At 35.9% G+C, this 19,630-nt stretch carries 20 protein-coding genes and 1 pseudogene; 17 read left to right on the top strand and 4 right to left on the bottom strand.

The features are described from left to right. Positions 1–117 precede the first annotated feature (117 nt). From I5435_RS16655 to I5435_RS16590, 15 genes and pseudogenes are all read left to right on the top strand, one after another. A complete protein-coding gene (locus I5435_RS16655; RefSeq protein ID WP_193768781.1) occupies positions 118–2,613 on the top strand; it encodes an HD domain-containing protein in 2,496 nt (831 codons plus the stop codon). Positions 2,614–2,754: 141 nt separating this feature from the next. After that, positions 2,755–2,913, top strand: a pseudogene (locus I5435_RS16650) (peptidase M28); the annotation flags it as partial. Positions 2,914–3,513: 600 nt separating this feature from the next. After that, a complete protein-coding gene (locus tag I5435_RS16645; protein WP_108029945.1) occupies positions 3,514–4,221 on the top strand; it encodes a zinc ribbon domain-containing protein in 708 nt (235 codons plus the stop codon). A 272-nt stretch (positions 4,222–4,493) separates the two neighbouring features. Beyond that, complete coding sequence (locus I5435_RS16640; protein WP_024363831.1) at positions 4,494–4,976, top strand: DUF2975 domain-containing protein; 483 nt, start codon at positions 4,494–4,496, stop codon at positions 4,974–4,976. Between the two features lie 41 nt (positions 4,977–5,017). Beyond that, positions 5,018–5,257: a DUF2975 domain-containing protein gene (locus tag I5435_RS23195; protein WP_024363832.1), complete on the top strand. Its 240-nt coding sequence runs from the start codon at positions 5,018–5,020 to the stop codon at positions 5,255–5,257. A 53-nt stretch (positions 5,258–5,310) separates the two neighbouring features. Continuing rightward, complete coding sequence (locus tag I5435_RS16635; RefSeq protein ID WP_337982634.1) at positions 5,311–5,526, top strand: helix-turn-helix domain-containing protein; 216 nt, start codon at positions 5,311–5,313, stop codon at positions 5,524–5,526. A gap of 295 nt (positions 5,527–5,821) precedes the next feature. Further along, on the top strand, positions 5,822–6,787 hold the full coding sequence (argF, locus tag I5435_RS16630; protein ID WP_024363834.1) for an ornithine carbamoyltransferase: 966 nt from the start codon (positions 5,822–5,824) through the stop codon (positions 6,785–6,787). 301 nt (positions 6,788–7,088) lie between these two features. Further along, complete coding sequence (locus tag I5435_RS16625; RefSeq protein WP_337982633.1) at positions 7,089–7,985, top strand: LysR family transcriptional regulator; 897 nt, start codon at positions 7,089–7,091, stop codon at positions 7,983–7,985. 199 nt (positions 7,986–8,184) lie between these two features. Further along, positions 8,185–9,513 carry an LLM class flavin-dependent oxidoreductase gene (locus I5435_RS16620; protein WP_258841878.1) on the top strand — a complete coding sequence of 443 codons (1,329 nt, stop codon included), beginning with the start codon at positions 8,185–8,187 and terminating at the stop codon, positions 9,511–9,513. A gap of 47 nt (positions 9,514–9,560) precedes the next feature. Next, entirely contained in the window at positions 9,561–10,574 is a 1,014-nt protein-coding gene (locus tag I5435_RS16615; protein WP_337982632.1) for an LLM class flavin-dependent oxidoreductase, read from the top strand. Positions 10,575–10,589: 15 nt separating this feature from the next. Then, on the top strand, positions 10,590–10,868 hold the full coding sequence (locus I5435_RS16610) for a glutaredoxin family protein (RefSeq protein WP_337982631.1): 279 nt from the start codon (positions 10,590–10,592) through the stop codon (positions 10,866–10,868). 16 nt (positions 10,869–10,884) lie between these two features. Then, a complete protein-coding gene (locus tag I5435_RS16605) occupies positions 10,885–11,709 on the top strand; it encodes a transporter substrate-binding domain-containing protein (RefSeq protein WP_337982630.1) in 825 nt (274 codons plus the stop codon). Between the two features lie 24 nt (positions 11,710–11,733). Continuing rightward, a complete protein-coding gene (locus I5435_RS16600; protein WP_231784895.1) occupies positions 11,734–12,435 on the top strand; it encodes an amino acid ABC transporter permease in 702 nt (233 codons plus the stop codon). 12 nt (positions 12,436–12,447) lie between these two features. Next, positions 12,448–13,155 carry an amino acid ABC transporter permease gene (locus tag I5435_RS16595; RefSeq protein WP_337982629.1) on the top strand — a complete coding sequence of 236 codons (708 nt, stop codon included), beginning with the start codon at positions 12,448–12,450 and terminating at the stop codon, positions 13,153–13,155. A gap of 81 nt (positions 13,156–13,236) precedes the next feature. Further along, positions 13,237–13,749: a GNAT family N-acetyltransferase gene (locus tag I5435_RS16590; protein ID WP_337982628.1), complete on the top strand. Its 513-nt coding sequence runs from the start codon at positions 13,237–13,239 to the stop codon at positions 13,747–13,749. Between the two features lie 514 nt (positions 13,750–14,263). Here the strand turns inward: I5435_RS16590 and I5435_RS16585 are convergent. After that, positions 14,264–15,643: an FAD-binding oxidoreductase gene (locus I5435_RS16585; RefSeq protein WP_337982627.1), complete on the bottom strand. Its 1,380-nt coding sequence runs from the start codon at positions 15,641–15,643 to the stop codon at positions 14,264–14,266. A gap of 77 nt (positions 15,644–15,720) precedes the next feature. After that, complete coding sequence (gene sspI, locus I5435_RS16580; RefSeq protein ID WP_024363844.1) at positions 15,721–15,930, bottom strand: small acid-soluble spore protein SspI; 210 nt, start codon at positions 15,928–15,930, stop codon at positions 15,721–15,723. Positions 15,931–16,166: 236 nt separating this feature from the next. Here sspI and I5435_RS16575 point away from each other — a divergent pair, with 236 nt between their 5' ends. After that, positions 16,167–16,691, top strand: coding sequence for a sigma-70 family RNA polymerase sigma factor (locus I5435_RS16575; RefSeq protein ID WP_337982626.1), 525 nt, complete (start codon positions 16,167–16,169; stop codon positions 16,689–16,691). Positions 16,692–16,903: 212 nt separating this feature from the next. Continuing rightward, a complete protein-coding gene (locus I5435_RS16570; protein WP_337982625.1) occupies positions 16,904–19,063 on the top strand; it encodes a putative bifunctional diguanylate cyclase/phosphodiesterase in 2,160 nt (719 codons plus the stop codon). 104 nt (positions 19,064–19,167) lie between these two features. Here I5435_RS16570 and I5435_RS16565 read toward each other — a convergent pair whose 3' ends face one another. Next, the gene (locus I5435_RS16565) at positions 19,168–19,359 is read right to left on the bottom strand and encodes an H-type small acid-soluble spore protein (protein WP_024363847.1); all 192 of its coding nucleotides are present in this window, start codon (positions 19,357–19,359) and stop codon (positions 19,168–19,170) included. 12 nt (positions 19,360–19,371) lie between these two features. Next, complete coding sequence (locus tag I5435_RS16560; protein ID WP_105928897.1) at positions 19,372–19,530, bottom strand: YfhD family protein; 159 nt, start codon at positions 19,528–19,530, stop codon at positions 19,372–19,374. Between the last annotated feature and the right edge of the window lie 100 nt (positions 19,531–19,630).

Below are 19,630 nucleotides of genomic sequence, written 5' to 3'. Positions count from 1 at the left end.
AAAATATTTGATATTTTGGTTTTGAGGTTAAAAGTTTTGTATAATATGGTAAAAGTATAAATAAGATATTTGTTAAGTTGCTTTTTGTGTAAATGAAAAATGTGAAGGATGAAAATGATGATTGAAAATAATGATTTTATGAAAATATTAAAATCCAGAGATTCAGATTTTTATAGTATTATTCAAAATGTTTATAAAGAAATAGAATCGCTTTTAGACCAGAGAATAGCTTATGTATTTCCAAAATATACTCAACATGATACTAAGCATTCCAAACGTATAATAGAACATATGGAAAAAATAGTTCCAAATATTGATGAACTAAATGACTTGGAAATAGCTATTTTATTATTATCTGCTTTGCTACACGATGTTGGAATGGCAGCTTCTGATGAGGAGATAGAAAATATAAAACTAGGGACTTTAAAATATAATAATATTAAATATAAGGCACTATTAAATAAATTTAATGGTAATGAAACTGAAGCGATACAAGAGTACATTAGAAAAGTTCATGCTGAGCGGTCATCATATTACATTAAAGAAAATTTGAATAAAAAGTTAGTTTTACCAGAAATGCCTGAAAAATCATTTGCGGATATTGTAGCATTAGTGTGTGAAGCCCATACAAAGGATATATTGTGGCTTAAAAATAATGTGCAGAATGAATATAAAATAGGCAAGTATGAATTAGCACCACAATTTTATGCTATTGTTCTAAGAATTGCGGATATACTTGATTTTGATGGTATGAGAACTCCTCAAAGATTATTTAACGCTATAAATCTTACTGAATATAGTAAAGAAGAATGGAAACAGCATTTTTCTATAGAAAATACTGATAAAATAAAAATTGCTGAAGATGGAAAAAAATATATTGAGTTTTACGGTATATGTTCAGAACCTATAATACACAGGAAGGTCTTAAGTTATATTGATTGGGTAAATTATGAATTGACAAATGCAATTGAGATAACAAAAGAACTTGCTGTAAATTATAGATTGAATTTTTATCATAAAGTGATTGATAAGATTAATTCCAAAAAATATTCCATTGTTGATTTAAAGTTTCAAATGAATTATAAAAACACGATTAACCTATTAATGGGTGAAGCATTATATGGAGATAGAAAAATAGGTTTAAGAGAATTGATACAAAACTCTATAGATGCTTGTTTGCTTTTGAAAGAAATAAAAGCTAATGACGTAGAAAGTGAATATGATGAATATAATCCTAGAATATATATTATTTTAGATAAGGGTAATGGTATTGTTAAGATAAAAGATAATGGAAAAGGTATGGATATATATACAATAAAAAATTATTTTCTAGAAATAGGGGCTTCTTATTTTATGTCGGATGATTTTTTATTAAGTGGATATGAATATAATCCTATTGGTAACTATGGAATAGGTTTTTTAGCAAGTTTTATGTTAAGTGAAACTGTGAAAGTTAGAACAAGGGAATATAGGGATAGTAATTTATCTGAAATTGATATCTATAAAGATAATGAGTATGTTTCGATAAGAAAACTAGAGGATACCCAATTTAACGGTACTGAGATTATTTTAGACTATCAAGAATTTTTTAATGTATTTGAAGATAAAGAGGATATTATAGAATATATTTATGAGAACTTCTTGATAAAAGATTTTGAAATTATTATAGATGATAAAGAAGATAAGAAACGAGTAAGTTTAAAGCAAAATGAAGGTAGAAATAAATCACAAACTATAATTTCATTATCTAAATATCTAGATGACATAGATGCTGAAATTATATTGCCTAATGAAATTCAAAACTATTTTTTTCAGTATTTAGATGAGATTTTAGATGCAGAGCATAACTATAGCTTTGATGGAAGCACATTAAGAATGTGTGATAAAGAGCCTATACCAATAAAAGATTATTTGCAAAAAGATACAATTCAAATTGTATCTTTTATGAATGTAGAAGATTCTTCAGGTCTTTACGAATTAATAGAGCTTGAAAATGAAATGTTTTCTATAGATGCGGAAGAAGAATATAAGTCTAAGTATGATTCTATTGAAACAAATATTGTAATTTCACCTAATATACCTGTACACAATTTTAAAGGGAAGCTTCATGAAGTGGATGAGATTGTAAATGGTTTAAAGTTTGAGTTAATTGAAGAGATTGATGAAGATTTTTATCATGAGAATGAATATGGTACTTATTTTTATGATTATAAAATAAATATTTTTAGTGTTGAGGGTATTGAAAAGGTTCTTCATCTTACTTCATCTCGCGGGGCGATGGGAACCAGAGTGTTCATTAGAAATGTGTATGTAAGCGATATAGTACTACATATGCCAAATGCAATTATCCATAACCAGAGTAAAAAAATTAAAAGTGAAATAAATATTTTTAATAGAAAGATAATGCCAAATGTAACTAGGAAAGAATTATTAAACGAGGATAAAAAATTAATAAGTAATTCAATTAATCAAGCACTCTATTTACATTTTTTAGAGCAAACAAATAATAAGCAGGAACAGATTATTTTAAGTAATTATATTAAGCGTTATCATAATTATGAAAAATCCTTGCTTAAAAAAGAATACATTGAGAAAATAAAGTATTTCCTATGAAAGTAAACCCAAACTTTAGCTTGAACTATGTTCTTATACAGTTCCTTACGATAAATGAACATTCTTTTGTTAGAATCGGTTTGATAGTTGCATTTGGTAGGGGTAAAATGAGTATGCAGCACTCATTTATGACGCTGGCTCAACGGTGTACCTGCTTTATCAATCGGTATTGCGACACGTTATATCCACTCACACGCAGGGATTTTACACCGTGATGACTACGATAACGCTGTGAAGTTAATGGTTGAAGTGATCAAAAAATTAGACCGCGATGCAGTAAACAAAATAACATTTGATTAATCATGCTATAATGCAGTTTAGCCTTCTAACTAAAATGTTAGGAGGCTTTTTGCGTTGGCTAGACCAAAGAAGTATATAAATGTTGACATTGATGCGAAGATTTTGGCGATTCGAGCTCAAAAGTAAGAAGAGCCAATATCAGAGGAAAAAAGCATTTTAGATAAGGCGACCATTAACAGTTAGGGCTGGAAGGTCTGAATGATTAAGGTCATGCAGGTTGTATCATATGTTTTAGGAGTTTCAGAGTTCCTCATTAAATGAAGGAGATATGGATTAACGGCAATTGCACTGGCAGGTGTACAAGTTTTAAACAACTATCAGGGGCAGAAGTAGATTAGTAGATGCAATGTGAGGAATCTCACATTAACAAGGGCATACATATACGGATAACTTAAATGAGGGATTCATGTACATATAGCGATGGCTGTCTAAGTTTTAGATTCTATTCAATTAGCATCTAAAGCATAGGCAGTTCATTTTTGCATCAAGCCTTTGTCCTCAATTCTGGCTTCTTGATGCACCATAATAATGTAAATTACAGTATATATAATCCAAATATTGTGGTATGATTATTTTACTATATATTCTTGAGGTGATTAGGTGTTTTGTAATGAATGCGGGCATGAGAATGGTGAGATTAGCAAGTTCTGTTCAGAATGTGGTAAAGGTTTAACAACAGTAATAGATAACAATAAAAATGAAGAATTGCCAACTAAGAAAAAATCAAAGAAGAAGTTAATTATTAGTTTAATTCTAAGCCTAGTAGTAATAGTTGGTGGAGTAATTGCTTTCTTGTATTATAAAAAGACACAAGAAGAAAAAAGAGTGCAAGAATACGTTAGTGAGATGGCTGTAAACGCATTTAACATGTATACGGAAACAATAAGCAATGCAATGGTTATTTCCTCTTATTCTGAACAGTGGGATGATGCTATTGACGATGGACGAGATTTTAATGTCGCATTAGCAAACTTAAAAAATACATATGAAGAGAAAGGTCTTTTACAAGACTTAGTTGATGGTCAAACAGAAATTCAAGAAAGTATGAAATATTTACAAGATGTACCGGAGGGTTATGAAGATGCTTATGATGTGCTAAAAGAAATGTATACTGTTTATGTTGAGTTTTCAAACCAAGCACAATCGCCAACAGGTTCTTTATTAACGTTTAATAACAAAACAAATGACCTATTCTCAGAGTTTAATACATTATTTGAAGAGTTTTTAATCACAATGCCTGCGGATGTTAAAGAGGAATATGAAACATATGTAGAGAAGTATGAGAATGAAGAGGATGCAGATATTTAAGAATGAACGGTTGCCAATGGGTGACCGTTTTTTTGTTTACGGGAGTATTAAAGCTTATTGTTCTAGTAGATACAATGAAAGCTAGTGTCAACAGTACCATCTACAAACTATATATAATCTACGAAAAGAAAAAAGCGAGCCCTAGCAATACGAGTGGGCATGCTTACGGAGGATAGAAAGGTAATATTTCAATGGTAATCAATGTTTATTTATTGTAAAACGATAAATAATATATTAAAATCAAATTGAATATAAACCAATGAGGTGTTTTTATGAAAATAGCAACAACTTTGTTTTTAAAAATAGCGGTCATACTAATGGCTATCCCAGTTTTAGCACTGTGTATTTTGCTGGTACCGGAACTAGGGACGCTTTCAGAAAAGTTATTACCTGCGTTTTCTTCAATACAATATATCGTATCGATTATTTTGTATGCATCTTCCATTCCGTTTTACTTTGCTTTGTATCAGGCTTTTCAACTATTACGCTACATTGATCAAAACAAAGCCTTCTCGGAACTTTCTGTAAAATCTTTAAAGAAGATTAAATATTGTGCCATTATCATTAGTAGTTTACATGTCCTGATTTTGCCACTTTTTTACCTTTTTGCTGAGAAAGACGATGCACCAGGTGTGATTTTTGTTGGATTGCTTGTACCATTTGCCTCTATGGTGATAGCAGTATTTGCTGCTGTTCTTCAAAGACTTTTACAAGAAGCGGTCGAAATTAAATCCGAAAACGACTTAGTTGTTTGAGGAAAGTAACTTAGCATTACCAACTTTTTCAGGAGCAACTTATGTATTTTCTAGTGCTTTATAATAATGCATATAAGCTGTTGCTTGACATTGCTAGGAACAAGACATGTTCAGAAGTATCAGTTAAGGCTTTAAAAGTAATCAAGTTCTGTGCTATTGTTATCAGTGCTTTTGTTGTAGCGGGAATTCTCGTTGTTGCGATTTTTATTAAAGGTGATAGAGTGGAACTGCTGGCATTCGAGTGTCATCACAATCTGAGGTTTTCCCAAACACTTGTATAAAGAAATCGTAGACATAAAATCGGAAAATGATTGAATAGTGTGAGGTTGAGGATATGGCGATTATTATTAACATCGATGTGATGTTAGCTAAACGAAAAATGAGCGTAACAGAGCTTTCGGAAAAGGTTGGCATAACAATGGCGAATCTTTCTATTTTAAAAAATGGAAAGGCAAAAGCAATTCGATTAACTACTTTAGAGTCGATTTGCAAGGCGTTAGACTGTCAGCCTGGCGATATTTTAGAATATCGAAGTGTAGCCGAAGAGTAGTAGAATATTTTAGAATAGCTTTAAATAACTGCATAAGTGTGACCAGAGCAGGCCTTCGGGTAGGCTCTTTTTTTTATGGCAACAAAACAGGTTATATGAAATGGTTATCAATGTAACTACGGCAGTAGTATGTTGACAATACGTTGAGTATGCATAAATATTCAAATAGACGTATTTTTGTCACAAATAACTGATGAATTCTAATTTTTGAAAATAAACATAAAAATTCAGTTGATTTTATATTTATGCATGTGTATACTAAGTTCAACAGTAACAAAAGCAAGGAGCGAAGGCTATGAAATTATTAGAAGAGGTACAGTTAAAGTTAGTGTCAAGCTTAAAAGGGAAAGACTTACTAACTTTGCTAGACTATACAAGTGAAGAAGTTCAACAGTTAGTTGCACTATCGTCTCAACTAAAAATAATTACAAAAGAAGGTAAATGTCCGAAATTACTTGAAGGTAAAACACTCGGAATGATTTTTGAAAAACATTCAACGCGTACTCGTATTTCATTTGAAGTAGGCATGGAACAATTGGGCGGTAAAGGTATGTTTATGCATGCGCGTGATTTGCAGATTGGACGCGGTGAATCAATTTATGATACTGCACATGTGTTATCAGGTTATTTAGATGGCATTATGATTCGTGCAAACTCTCATGCAATGGTTAAAGAACTAGCCGAGCATGCTACGATTCCTGTTATTAATGGTTTAACGGATATTTATCATCCTTGTCAGGCATTAGCAGATTTAGAAACAATCTTTGAAAATAAAGGTGAATTACAAGGTCTTAAAATTGCCTATGTTGGAGATGGCAACAATGTAGCGCACTCATTAGTAGTTGCTTCTGCACATGTAGGGATGCATGTAGCTGTTGCAACGCCTGTTGGCTATGAATGCGATGCGGAAGTTATCGCAAAAGCACAAAAGATTGCAGAGAAAAACGGTAGTACCATTACGATTACAAATGATCCTGTAACAGCAGTCCAAGATGCAGATGTGGTATACGCAGATGTTTGGACATCAATGGGGCAAGAAGAGGAAGCTGCAAAACGTTTACAAGATTTTGCTGGTTATCAAATCAACGATGAACTTGTTGCACATGCAAAGCCAGACTATATGTTCTTACATTGCTTACCAGCTCATCGCGAAGAAGAAGTGGCAACATCAGTTATAGATGGCCCTAATTCTTACATCTTTGAGCAAGCAGAAAATAGACTTCATGCTCAAAAAGCTGTTCTAGCTTCTATTATGGCTTAACGTTAGGCTAGATGACTTTCTTATGGAGAGTTGCTATATAGAGAGTTCACATTGACAACAGTGGTGTCATCTGTGAATAACATAAAGCGGCATACAGACAGAGGGATGTAGCTGCGCGCGATGTACGTTGTCAAGATGGATGGCCTCATCGCTACATAGTGAAAGTAACCTGGGAGACGCTGGGTTGCTTTTTTTTTATTCAAATGGTTATTGATAATAACATAGTTTTCCAATCAGTTATAGAGAAAATTGATGGATATCTATATAATAGGAACAATACGAAATTTTAGGAGGGTTTTATTTGAACATTGATCATATCGAGGCATTTTTATATGTTGTCCATTATAAAAGCATTCATAAGGCTGCCAATGCATTGTTTTTATCACAGCCAACAGTTACAGCTCGTATCAAATCATTGGAACGTGAGTTAAACGTTGAATTATTTTATCGCGATGCAAGAAGTGTCATTTTATCAGAGAAAGGAAAAGATTTTTTACCATTTGCCACACAGATTGTGCAAACATTTCAGCAAGGGAAAAAGCAATTGCAGGAAACGCAAACAACAAATGAAGTATGTATTGGCACGAACGGTGTGACAGCCCAATATTTTTTGGCATATGCCTTACCTAAATGGAAGGAAAGCTTTCCTCACATGCGCTTTCAAATCATCACAGGTCCTACAACAATCCTGTTAGAAAAATTACAGAGTCACCAAATTGATATAGGGTTTATGCAATATGTGCATCGACAAGGAGTATGCAATGAGTTGTTATTAAGCAATGCAGTAAAGCTCGTTATGCATCGGGACCATACTTTGACACAAGGAGTCGTTTTAAAGGCAAAAGAATTAGCGCAGCAAAAAATGGTGTTTTTTGAATGTGGCGCATTTGATTGGAACTATGTCCATAAAATGTTCGAGGTAGAAGGCGTATCGGCAAATATTGAAGTGCGAACAGACCATTTAGAAGTAGCGAAGGCATTTATTCGAACGAAAGGTTATATGAGCTTTTTGCCACATCTATGTGTGAAAAACGAGCTTGAAAGCGGCGAGTTTGTTGAGATTGATGTGAAGCATTTACTCGATATGAACCAGCATATTTTTTTAACTTATTTGAAGAAAAATACACTGGAACCTGCTTTTTGGGACAATATTCTAAATACAGCTATTCAGTTTGAAAATACCCAAACATTTTCATGATAAAAAAATTTATAGCCCAAAAAATTTTTTCTATTATAAGACCTATTGCATAATCGTTTAATGAACGGTAATATCTTCCTCAATCCTATTTTATTTATGCATGTCTGTTTGACAGCATAAGTGAAATATTATTTTTTAACTCAAAACATACTTAACCACTAAGTTTAGTAAAATAAAAATTTTAAGGAGGAGAACAGGTATGGTGAGACAGGATAAAATTCGATTTGGGGCGATTATTCATGGTGTAGGTGGCAATATTTCGAGCTGGCGTCACCCAAAAGTAGCAAGCAATCAAAGTGTTAGCTTGCCGTTTTATATACAACAAGCACAGAAGGCGGAACAAGGGAAGTTTGATGTAGCTTTTATTGCAGATGGTTTATTTATTAATGAAAAGTCAATCCCTCATTTTTTAAATCGTTTTGAGCCGTTAACGTTATTATCGGCACTAGCAGTTTCAACAAATCACATCGGACTTGTAGGAACGGTATCCACTTCATATAGTGAACCATTTACGGTAGCACGACAATTCGCATCACTCGATCATATTAGCAATGGGCGAGCAGGTTGGAATGTGGTGACGACGCCATTAGAGAGCACAGCGTTAAATTATAATAAAACGATTGACCAGCATCCTAGCCATGCGGAACGTTACCAAATTGCTGAGGAATACTTAGAGGTGACAAAGGGACTTTGGGACTCATGGGATGATGATGCTTTTATAGCAGATGTGGAAAATGACGTGTTTTTTGATCCAGCAAAGCTACACACCTTACAACATAAGGGGAAATACTTTTCGATACAAGGCCCGCTCAATATTGCGCGCTCAAAACAAGGGCAACCTGTTATTTTCCAAGCAGGGTCCTCGGATGCAGGTATCCGCTTAGCCGCAAAGGATGCGGATGCCATATTTACGCATGGTGCATCGCTCGAAGAAGCACAGAAGTTTTATAAAAAAGTAAAAACGGCGGTTGCAGAAGTTGGACGAAATCCTGATGAAGTGAAGATTTTCCCAGGAATATCACCTATTATCGGAGACACAATCGAAGAAGCCGAGGCAAAGTATCAGGAAATAGTAGAGCTTGTTTCCATTGAACGTGCACTTGCCTATCTTGGTCGTTATTTTGATCATCATGATTTTACTCAGTATGATGTGGATGCATTATTCCCAGAGCTAGGTGACATTGGAGCAAATAGCTTCCGTAGCACGACAGATTATATTAAAACCTATGCTAAAGAAGAAGGGCTCACACTTCGTCAAGTAGCATTACGTGAAGCTACACCGAAAACGACATTTTTTGGTACTGCTGAACACATTGCGGATTTAGTACAGGAATGGTTTGAAAAAGAAGCAGCGGATGGCTTTATTGTAGCTGTAACAGTGCCTGATGCACTTGATGATTTTGTCGATAAAGTTGTACCCATCTTGCAATCACGAGGTCTATACAGAGAGCAATATGAGGCAGATACATTGCGTGGTAATTTAGGATTACCATTTAAAGAAAGCCGTTATGTCACACAGTCTGTTTAAAAACCAAGTAAACTTATTTGAATGAATATATTTCGAGGAGGTATTGTATGAGTTATTCTTTAGGCATTTTAGACCAAAGCCCAATTATCGACAATGCGACAAACGAGCAAGCATTGCAAAATACAGTCGCTTTAGCACAAAGAGCTGAGCAGTTAGGATATACGCGTTTTTGGGTGTCAGAACATCATAATACCGATACATTAGCAGGCACTTCACCAGAAGTTTTAGTATCGTATTTACTTGCAAAAACGACCTCAATGCGTATTGGCTCAGGCGGGGTTATGTTACAACATTATAGCCCATACAAAGTGGCAGAAAATTTCCATGTGCTCGCAACGTTAGAACCAGGGAGAGTAGATTTGGGCATTGGAAAAGCACCAGGAGGTTTACCATTGTCTACAAAGGCATTGCAATTTGGCACGCTGAACAATGGGGAGGACTTTGAGGAAAGACTAACGTTTTTACAGCAATTAATAGACAACGCGCTACCATCAGAGCATGAACTAAAAGATGTTCAGGCAACACCTATTCCTAAAGTAAAACCATCGTTATTTTTACTTGGTGCAAGCCCTCAAAGTGCAGCTCTTGCAGGTAAGCTTGGCATTGCCTTTGTCTTTGCTCGCTTTATCAATAGTGATCCGGCAATTTTACAGGAAGCGGCTAAGACCTATCGCACGCATTTCCCAAATGGTCATTTTGCAGTATCAATTGCCGCCTTTGCCGCCCCAACAAAAGAGGAGGCACAGGCATTAGTAGGAGAACAAAAAATTACGAAAGTACATTTGGCAAGTGGTCGTAGTTTGACACTACAATCGGTGGAATTAGCAGAAAAATTTGGGCAGGAATCAGGAGAAGCGTTCACTGTACAGCAGTATGATGCTGATATTTTATACGGTACGCCTGAAGAGATAAAAGCCACATTGGATGTCTTTCACAAGCAATATCAAATTGATGAGTTTATTTTGCATACACCGATTTTAAAGGCATTTGAACGACAACGATCATTTGAACTATTAAGTCCAGTAAATTTACATTTACAACAACATGAAGCAGTAAGTTAAGGAGGATTAACAAACATGGCAAAAAAAATCGATGTAGTTGTATGGTCAAAGCAAGGTTGTAGCTATTGTGATGAAGTTAAAGCCTATTTACAAGGGCAAGGAATTACCTATAGAACAGTTGATGTTACACATAACGATGCTTTTCGTGACATTCTTGATACAAAGTATGGCGTACGCTATGTGCCAGTAGTAGAAATTGGTTCAAGTGAGGATGGGGTGTACAAAGCCGTTACAGAACTTGGACTTGAATATATTAAGACAGCACTTGCTATTCATCTACCATCGCAAGTTTAGGAAAGGGAGTGATACGATGAGGAAATTAACGTTTTATTTAACATGTGTACTTATGTTATTGTTAACGGCTTGCTCAAGTACAGAAAAATCACAAATAGATAGTAGTAAAGATGCGAAAGCACAAGGTAAAAATAACGTTCAAACAATACTGGTTGGAACAGGTACGCAATTTCCTAATATTTGCTTCCTTGATGATAAGGGGGATTTAACAGGCTACGATGTTGAGCTTGTAAGAGCGATTGATAAAAAGCTACCGGAGTATAATTTTGAATTTAAAACGATGGAATTTTCAAACTTATTACTAAGTTTAGAAACAGGGAAAATTGATTTAATCGCACATCAGATGGAGGTCAATAGTGAACGGGAGGAAAAATTTCTATTTAACAAGGAGCCATATAATGTATTTCCATTACAAGTAACGGTCAAGGCGGACAATAATGACATCCAATCGATTGCGGATTTAACAGGCAAAAATGTCAGTGTGTCGCCAACGAGCAACTCTGCTGTTTTTATTGAAAAATATAATAAAGAGCATAATTTAGGGGCAAATATTGTGTACTCCTCTGGATCAGTGGATGTTAATAATCAACTTGCGACAGGCCGTCTTGATGCAATTATTACAACACCATTTGCAGTGAAGTACTATAACGAAAGCAATGAAGCTCAACAAAAAGTAGTTGGTGACGCACTATTAAACTCGAAAGTTTACTTTTTACTAAACAAAGATGAAGTACCTTTACAGGAGCGTATCGATGAGGCGATTAGAGAGCTTAAAACAGAAGGCGTAATTAGCGAGCTTAGTAAAAAGTGGTTAGGTGATGACTATACTGTAGATTTCTAACACATAGGAGAGGATGAGGGAAGTATGGGCAATGATTTTGACTGGATGCTAATAGCGAATGTACTTCCGATATTGCTTCAATATTTACCCGTAACACTGGAGATCTTATTTTTTTCGATTGTTTTTGGCCTATTGTTTGGCTTCGTAGCTGCCATACCAAAGCTATTACAAATTCCAATTTTAAAACAAATGGTTACGATTTATATTTCGTTTATTCGTGGCACACCTATTTTAATTCAGTTGTTTTTAGTGTTTTACGGTGTACCTGCTCTATTAAAGATGATTCATATTGATGTAACAAGAATGGATGCTATCTATTTTGTCATCATAACGTATACATTCAGTAATGCTGCCTCGTTTGCAGAAATTTTTAGAGCCGCTATTTTAACGATTGACCGTGGGCAATTAGAAGCGGCTTACGCTGTCGGCTTAAATCGAGCGCAAGCATTTTTACGTATTATTTTGCCACAGGCGCTACGTATCGCCTTTCCAAATATGGCGAATACGATGGTTAGCTCGTTAAAGGATACGTCATTGGCATTTTCAATTGGTGTTATGGATATGGTCGGTCGAGGAGAAACGCTGATTGCTTCGACTACAAGAGCATTAGAAATCTATTTGGCACTATCAGTCGTTTATTATGTGATTGTGCTGTTCGCGGAAAAGATATTGAAACGTAATGAACGCTATCTCAACCGTTATATGAAAGAAGTAGCGATGAGCTAGGGGGAAAGGATAATGACTATCGATGTAGCTTTTATAGGGCAGGCTTTACAGGAAATTTTTAAGGTGTTGCCTTTAACTTTGTTTATGACATTTACACCTGTTTGTTTAGGTATTTTAATTGGTATCATCGTCGCCTTTGTTCGCCTAAAACAACTAAAAATACTAGCACCGTTATTAAATTTTTACGTTTCTTTTTTCAGAGGCACACCGATTATTATGCATATTATGCTTATTTACTTTGGAATACCAATTGTTGTAGATGCAATGGCACAAGCATTGAGTTTGGATTTTCAGTCAAATACGATTCCAATTTTATTTTTGGTCTTACTAGCGTTGACGTTAAGTGCAGGGGCTTATGCATCAGAAATTATACGATCCGGTATTTTAGGTGTGCCACAAGGGCAATTAGAAGCGGCGTATGCTGTTGGGCTAACCTTTTCGCAGGCAATGCGACGTTTGATATTACCTCAAGCATTTAGTCAATCCATACCGAATTTTACAAATGTCTTTATTGGATTTTTGCATGCGACCTCTTTGGCATTTTTTGTCTCAATTAAAGAGTTAACAGGCGCAGCGAATATCGTGGCTTCAGTTAATTTAAAGTTTTTAGAGGCATTTATAGCAGTCGGTTTAATCTATTGGGGTGTTTCAATTGTTGTGGAATGGTTTGCTCACCAAATCGAAAAGAGGGTGACGGCTTATAGTAAGGGAGGCATCTAGTTGTGTGCAATAAGAACGCTGTTCAACGCCTGAGTGCTTATCCCGTTTTCAATCGAAAAAGAAGTGAAAGGAGTGTTGTTTATGACAGTAGCACAAATTGTTATTGAACATTTACGACAAGAAGATTATCCAGCTTATTTGGAAGTGCTAGTGGACAGTTATGCGCAGTATGAGAAAGATTACAAAAACCCAGCGCATTGGGCTCAATATTTACAAGATATTCGGTCGTCTGTTGGCAATCCAAATGCAGAGACAATATTAGTTGCAAAGCGTGAGCAGGAAATTGTAGGAGGCTTGCAACTATTTACAAATGCTGAAAAAGCATACGGTCTTCCTGAACTTGGTATTGAGTCAACGATTGTACGCTTATTAGCAGTTCATCCGAAAGGGAGGGGGCAAGGTGTGGCTAAAAAATTATTACAAGAAAGTTTTGCCTTTGCTCGCAAGCGTCAGGATCAATCTCTTTATTTACATTCTGGTGATATTATGCAAGTTGCGATCAACCTCTATTTATCACTCGGTTTTGTCCGAGACGAGTCAAAAGAGTTTTATAAAGGCGATATCTTGGTGAAAAGCTTCCGCTATGATTTGTAACGAATAGAGGCTGGGACAAAAGAGAAGAAGTGTTAGATTGACTGCCATCAATCTAACACTTTTTTGCTATGCCGTTGTTGTCCGCTACGGCGGTGCTTTCCGCGGGCACACCGTAAGCCGCAACCCTCGCTAACGCGCGGTCTGTTGCGTCTAACATTATGTGCTGTTCTGAGCTGGAGTCACTGCCTTCGCTACCAACAACTAGTGAACACTTCTAATTTTTTTAATTGCAAAAGCAAGAATAGCTAAGGTCTCCATATAGCAAAAAATTATGAACAGCTTTCGTCTGTTTCTTAAATTTTTTTAGTTATGTCCCAGCCCCGTTGTTAGATGTTTCTAGAAAATCATTTATGAAGAAGAAGGTTATCTCATCGAAACAATGGTTCCACGTGCACTTGAACAGAGCGTGACATAAGTGCCTGTCACCTTTAATCATATTCAAAACACGACCTTCTCCTTAGTTGGAGGGGTCGTGTTTTTTTTCTCAATTAATGAAAGTGAAAATTTATCGCTACTACAAGTTGAAAATTTTTCCTGGATTCATAATATTATGTGGGTCAAGTGCTGCCTTAATGCTTTTCATAACAAGTAATGAGGCACCGTGCTCCATTGATTGATATTTCATCTTCCCAATCCCTACACCATGTTCTCCTGTACAAGTTCCACCGCGAAGCAATGCATACTGTACAATATGTTCGTTAAAACGGTCAGCTTGAGCCTGTTCCTGTGCATTCGTTGGATCTAACATTAATAGAGCATGGAAATTGCCGTCTCCGACATGTCCGACAATACCTCCTACTAGACCGACAGTATTTAATTGTTCGCGTGCATAGAGTATCGTTTCTGCCAATTTTGAAATCGGTACACAGACGTCAGTTGACATTAGTTTTTTACCAGGGTACGCATGAATATATGCATAGGCTAAAGAATGACGTGCCTCCCACAGCTTATTGCGTGCTGCATTGTCTTGTTCAAATTGGACACTCTTACAGCCGAAATCCTCAAAGATTTCTGTAGCAAATTCAATATCTGCACGCATACCTGCATCGTTGCCGTGGAATTCTAAAAATAGCGTAGGTTTTTCATCATACGTTGTTTCATTATAAATATTCACTTGTGTAATAGAAGCTTCATCGACTAGTTCAACGCGACCAACGGAGATGCCAGCCTGCAATAATGTGGCTACTGCACTGACAGCATCGCCCACTGTTTCAAAGACAGCACGGCCAGCAGTCACGAATTCTGGAATACCGTAAACTTGCAATGTCAGCTCTGTAAAGCATCCTAACGTACCTTCTGAACCAACAAATAAACCGTTCAAATGATAGCCAGAAGAAGATTTCGCTGCTAAGTTGCCCGTATGAATTACAGTTCCGTCTGCAAGTACTACTTCTAAATCCCGTACTTGGTCGCGCATTACACCGTAACGAACTGCTGTCGTACCGCTGGCGTTTGTTGCAGCCATACCACCAAGTGTCGCATCTGCTCCAGGATCTACCGTAAATTGTAGCCCATGTTTTTTAAGTTCTTTATTTAATTGTGCACGTGTCACACCTGGTTGCACTTTCACTAATAAATCTTCTGGACGAATCTCTAAAATTGCATTCATTTCAGAAAAATCGATAGATATCCCTTTTTCAATCGGAATAGCATTGCCTTCTAAACTTGAGCCAACACCAAATGGGACAACGGGTATAAGATTAGCATGTGCGATTTTCATGATGGCACTTACGTCTCCTGTAGAACGTGGGAAGACGACGATATCAGGTAAATTCATCGCATGATGAGATTCATCTTTGCCATGTAGTTCTCGTACTGTGTCGTTTGTCGACACTTGCTCATCCGATAATACCTCTCTAAGTTGATTTACTAGTAGCTCTATTGCAACAGTCATTCCAATCCCTCCAAACTTTCTGATAAATCTAATTTATCATGCGATTAGTGGAATTGGAATGAAGTGTTCATAAAAAATCAGTGTGCAAATACTTTTTCAAGCTTTTGAACGAATGCATCTTGTTCTTCAGCAGTTGATTGTTGCCACCATTTTTCGAAAAATACACCAAGCCCAGGTAGTAGATGCTCCTCACCACGTGAAATAGCATCTTGCACTATATCCTTAAATTCTGCTGCGGATTGCCCATGTACGTTTGCTGAAATGGCATCTCTTATTTGAAAATTCATCTATTTCGCCTCCTTAGTCATAATGTGTCCAGCGAAAAAAGAAATATGTATTAAATGAAGGTAAAACATATGATTTGTTTAAATACTTCTTATTATTTGTGCTAAATTAAGGCGATTTTTTAAAAGTTTCGTTGATGATTTTTTATAAAAGCGTTTGTCGACGATTTGGTAGCCGCACGTTAAGCTAGTATCACCTAGGAATAATGGACTGTGCACAAGTCGTTAGGAAAGTAATAGTGTCACAAGACAAGCACAAACAACTTCTTTCGCCACAACAGCCATTTGAGGAAATATTAGAATTAGTCCAACCGATGATTACTTCTATCTTATTAAAGTGCCATATTTACAAAGACTTTGCGTATTATCGCCATATTGCAGCAATTGCTGTGTGGAAAGCTTATCAAAAGGCCAATCCATCGAACGGGCAGTTTTCTGCATATATTTATTCAACTGTTAAAGGGGAAATTTTGAAAGAACTGACAAAGAATAAACAATTCCAAGACAACGTGACATTTGTAGCTGACGACAAATTAAACAGTATAAGGTGTCAGCAGGAACAGATTAACCGACTAGAGGCATGCTTATTAGTAGAGACAATCATGGGTAATTTAAATGAGGTAGACCGAAAGATACTGCAACTTTATTACCTAGAAGGCTATACGTATGATGAAATAGCTAAAGAACTACATCTGTCTGTTGCTGCAGTCAAAAAGAGACGTACAAGACTGATATATAAGCTCCGTAGTCTCTACCGTCGATAAAGAAATTACTACAAAAAGATAGTAAAAGTATGCTAATATCAAAATAAATTGAATATTAGCATACTTTTGCTTGATGCATACAAAGTCTAATAAAAGTGCTATGATTTGTAAGAAGTCTAAGATATATACAATTTCAATGTCTTTGCTATGAATTAATGGGTATATATACCCGTCTATTTAAAATGAGTATAACTTGGTATGGAGGGTTAGTATTGGAAAACGCGCGTAATAATATAGTTATAGACAAAAAGGAGCTTGGATTTAGTGCGATACCGTTGCTACTATTACTACCACTAATCGTTTTTAACCATCAGCTTTTTGCTATTTTTGAAGGTAGCTTTGTTTATTTAAGTTTAATCATGAAAATTTTTATCGTTGTATTTACTATGACCATTGCTATTCATTCATGGTTAATCTTTTCACAGCTATTATCAAATCAAACATTATACATAGGTAGTATATTTTTCGTTATTGCTTTGTTAGAAATTGCGAATATTGTCTTAGCAGTTTCTCAAAGCCTAGACATAATGTTACTAAGCGTTTGGATACAGATTTTCATGCGCTTTGCATTAGTAATTGGTGTATTACTAATGATTGTAAAGCCTAGAAAAAAGTTAACGTTAGCACATCGTAGGATTGCTTATGGCATTGCGGTTTTATCTGTTGCACTGGTACTCATCATATTGTATAAGGCACAGCCATTTATTGATGATCGTCCATTAGTGACAACAATACAAAATAGCGCGCAATTATTGACTGCGGTTTTACAAGCTGTTTCAATCTATTTTTTAAGCAAGCATTATAAGGAGGCACCAAAACAAACTGGATGGCTAATGAGTGGGTCTGCTTATTTGATTTTGAGTGATTTGTTATTTGTTTGTAGCTATAACTTCAGTGGTATTTGGATGTTCGCTGCACTCTTTTATCAATTTTTTGCGTATTATATTTTTCTAAAGGCAATTTACTATACGTCAGTTGAAAAGCCCTATCAACAGCTATTAAAAATTAAGCTAGACTTGGAACAATCGCAACAGGAGCTAACTTTTCAAGCTTATCATGATGATATTACCCAACTTCCGAATGAGCGTCTTCTTTTAAAAACATTAAAGGAGAAGCTGCATAAGGATGGTAGGCAACAACAGGCCATTATCTCCATTGAAATTGATCGTCTAGCCACTATTAGTGACTCCTTAGGCATTAGTTATTCCAATAGGATGATGAAACTTGTAGCTGAAAGAATTCAAGCGATGCTACCACCCCATTATTTTGCCACAAAATTACGGGAGAGCCAGTTTGTCATTTATATTCATCATGTACAAACAAAAGAAGAATTGATCCAGTTTTGCTTGAATTTAAAAAGCGTTATGAATCAGCCGCTGCAAGTACAACTTTTTTCATTAAAAGGCAATGTCAATATTGGCATTGCATTCAATGACGCCAATTGTACGGCTGAACAATTATTGACGCATGCACAGCTAGCGATGCGTGAAGCGAGTCAATTACCGCAACGACTTCTTTTTTACCAACAGCATATGTCAACCGGTGTGGCAGATCGTATTTTACTAGAGCAGGAGTTACATAGGGCGCTCGAGCGACAGGAGTTTTATTTGGATTATCAGCCGCAAATTAACTTGAAAACAGGAAAAATAGAATCAGTCGAGGCGCTAGTGCGCTGGCGTCACCCAGAGCGTGGGCTTGTCCCACCTGATACGTTTATCGAGATAGCAGAAGAGTCAGGGCTTATTATTCCTCTGGGAAAATGGATTCTTGAAACAGCATGCTTGCAAGTAAAAGCATGGGAAGCGCAAGGTTTGCCGCCAATGAAAGTTGCGGTTAATTTATCTCTTGGCCAATTATTTCAGCAAGATTTAGTACAAATGGTGAGAGAGATTTTACAACGAAGTAAGTTGGAACCAAGCTATCTTCAATTGGAAATTACAGAAAGTATGACAATGAATATTGATCAAATGACGCAGCTTTTACATGAATTAAAAGCACTAGGGATTCAAATAGCTGTCGATGATTTTGGGACAGGTTACTCGTCTTTGTCGTATTTAAAAGATTTTCCAATCGACTGTTTAAAAATTGATCGTGCTTTCGTACATAATATTCAACATGACCCAAATGATGAAGCGCTTGTATCCATGATCCTTTCAATGGCAAAGCATTTACGTTTAAAAGTTGTCGCTGAGGGGATAGAGGAAATTGCACAACTTGCTTTCCTTGTTGCAGGGGATTGCGATTATATACAAGGTTATTTATTTAGTAAGCCTATTTCAGCTGAACAGCTTGCAACAACGTTTAATGACTTACATATGCATGCAAATGATATTTTAGAGCGTTTTAAATACGGGGAAGAATACAGCATTTAAAAAGATAGTAAATGAAAATGGTAAATCCGCTTTGACTTAATTAGGCTGCAACAAGGTTGCATCTAATTAAGTACAATGCGGATTTTTGGGGAGTCCTTATTTTTTTAATGAACGAGGTATTCTTCTTTCAGTTCTGAAATATTGACTTCAGAGCGTTCTTCTAGCGAGCGTCGTAAATGAACAGTGGCTGTTTTGCGATCATCATGTAGCTTGTCAATCCATATCGAAACGCCATTGTAGCTCACTTCATATTCCGATGGAGAGGCAACAATTTCTTGTGCGCGTTGATACTCCAATTGAATACCCCCTTATTTTTTTTGCTTGTTTTTCGTCACAGCATTAATAAGTTCTGTGAATTCTTGAGAAAACTCTTCTTTTACTTTATCAGGTGCGATTTTTTGGTTTTTTGGTGTCTGTGGTAATGAGCCTTTATTTTGGCTTTTCCCTTGTTTATTATCTCTTCCCATGTGTGCTGTCTCCTTTCAGTTTTGATATTTCTTAATATGGCTTTCAAGTGCTATTTTTATCATGGGAAATACTAGGGAAACGTAAGAAATTCATGAAGGA

Origin of the sequence: Lysinibacillus sp. C5.1 (genome assembly GCF_016350185.1) — a bacterium.
Taxonomy (GTDB): Bacteria; Bacillota; Bacilli; order Bacillales_A; family Planococcaceae; genus Lysinibacillus; species Lysinibacillus sphaericus.
Note: the sequence above shows the minus strand (reverse complement) of the source record. Positions and strands in the feature narration are given on the sequence as shown.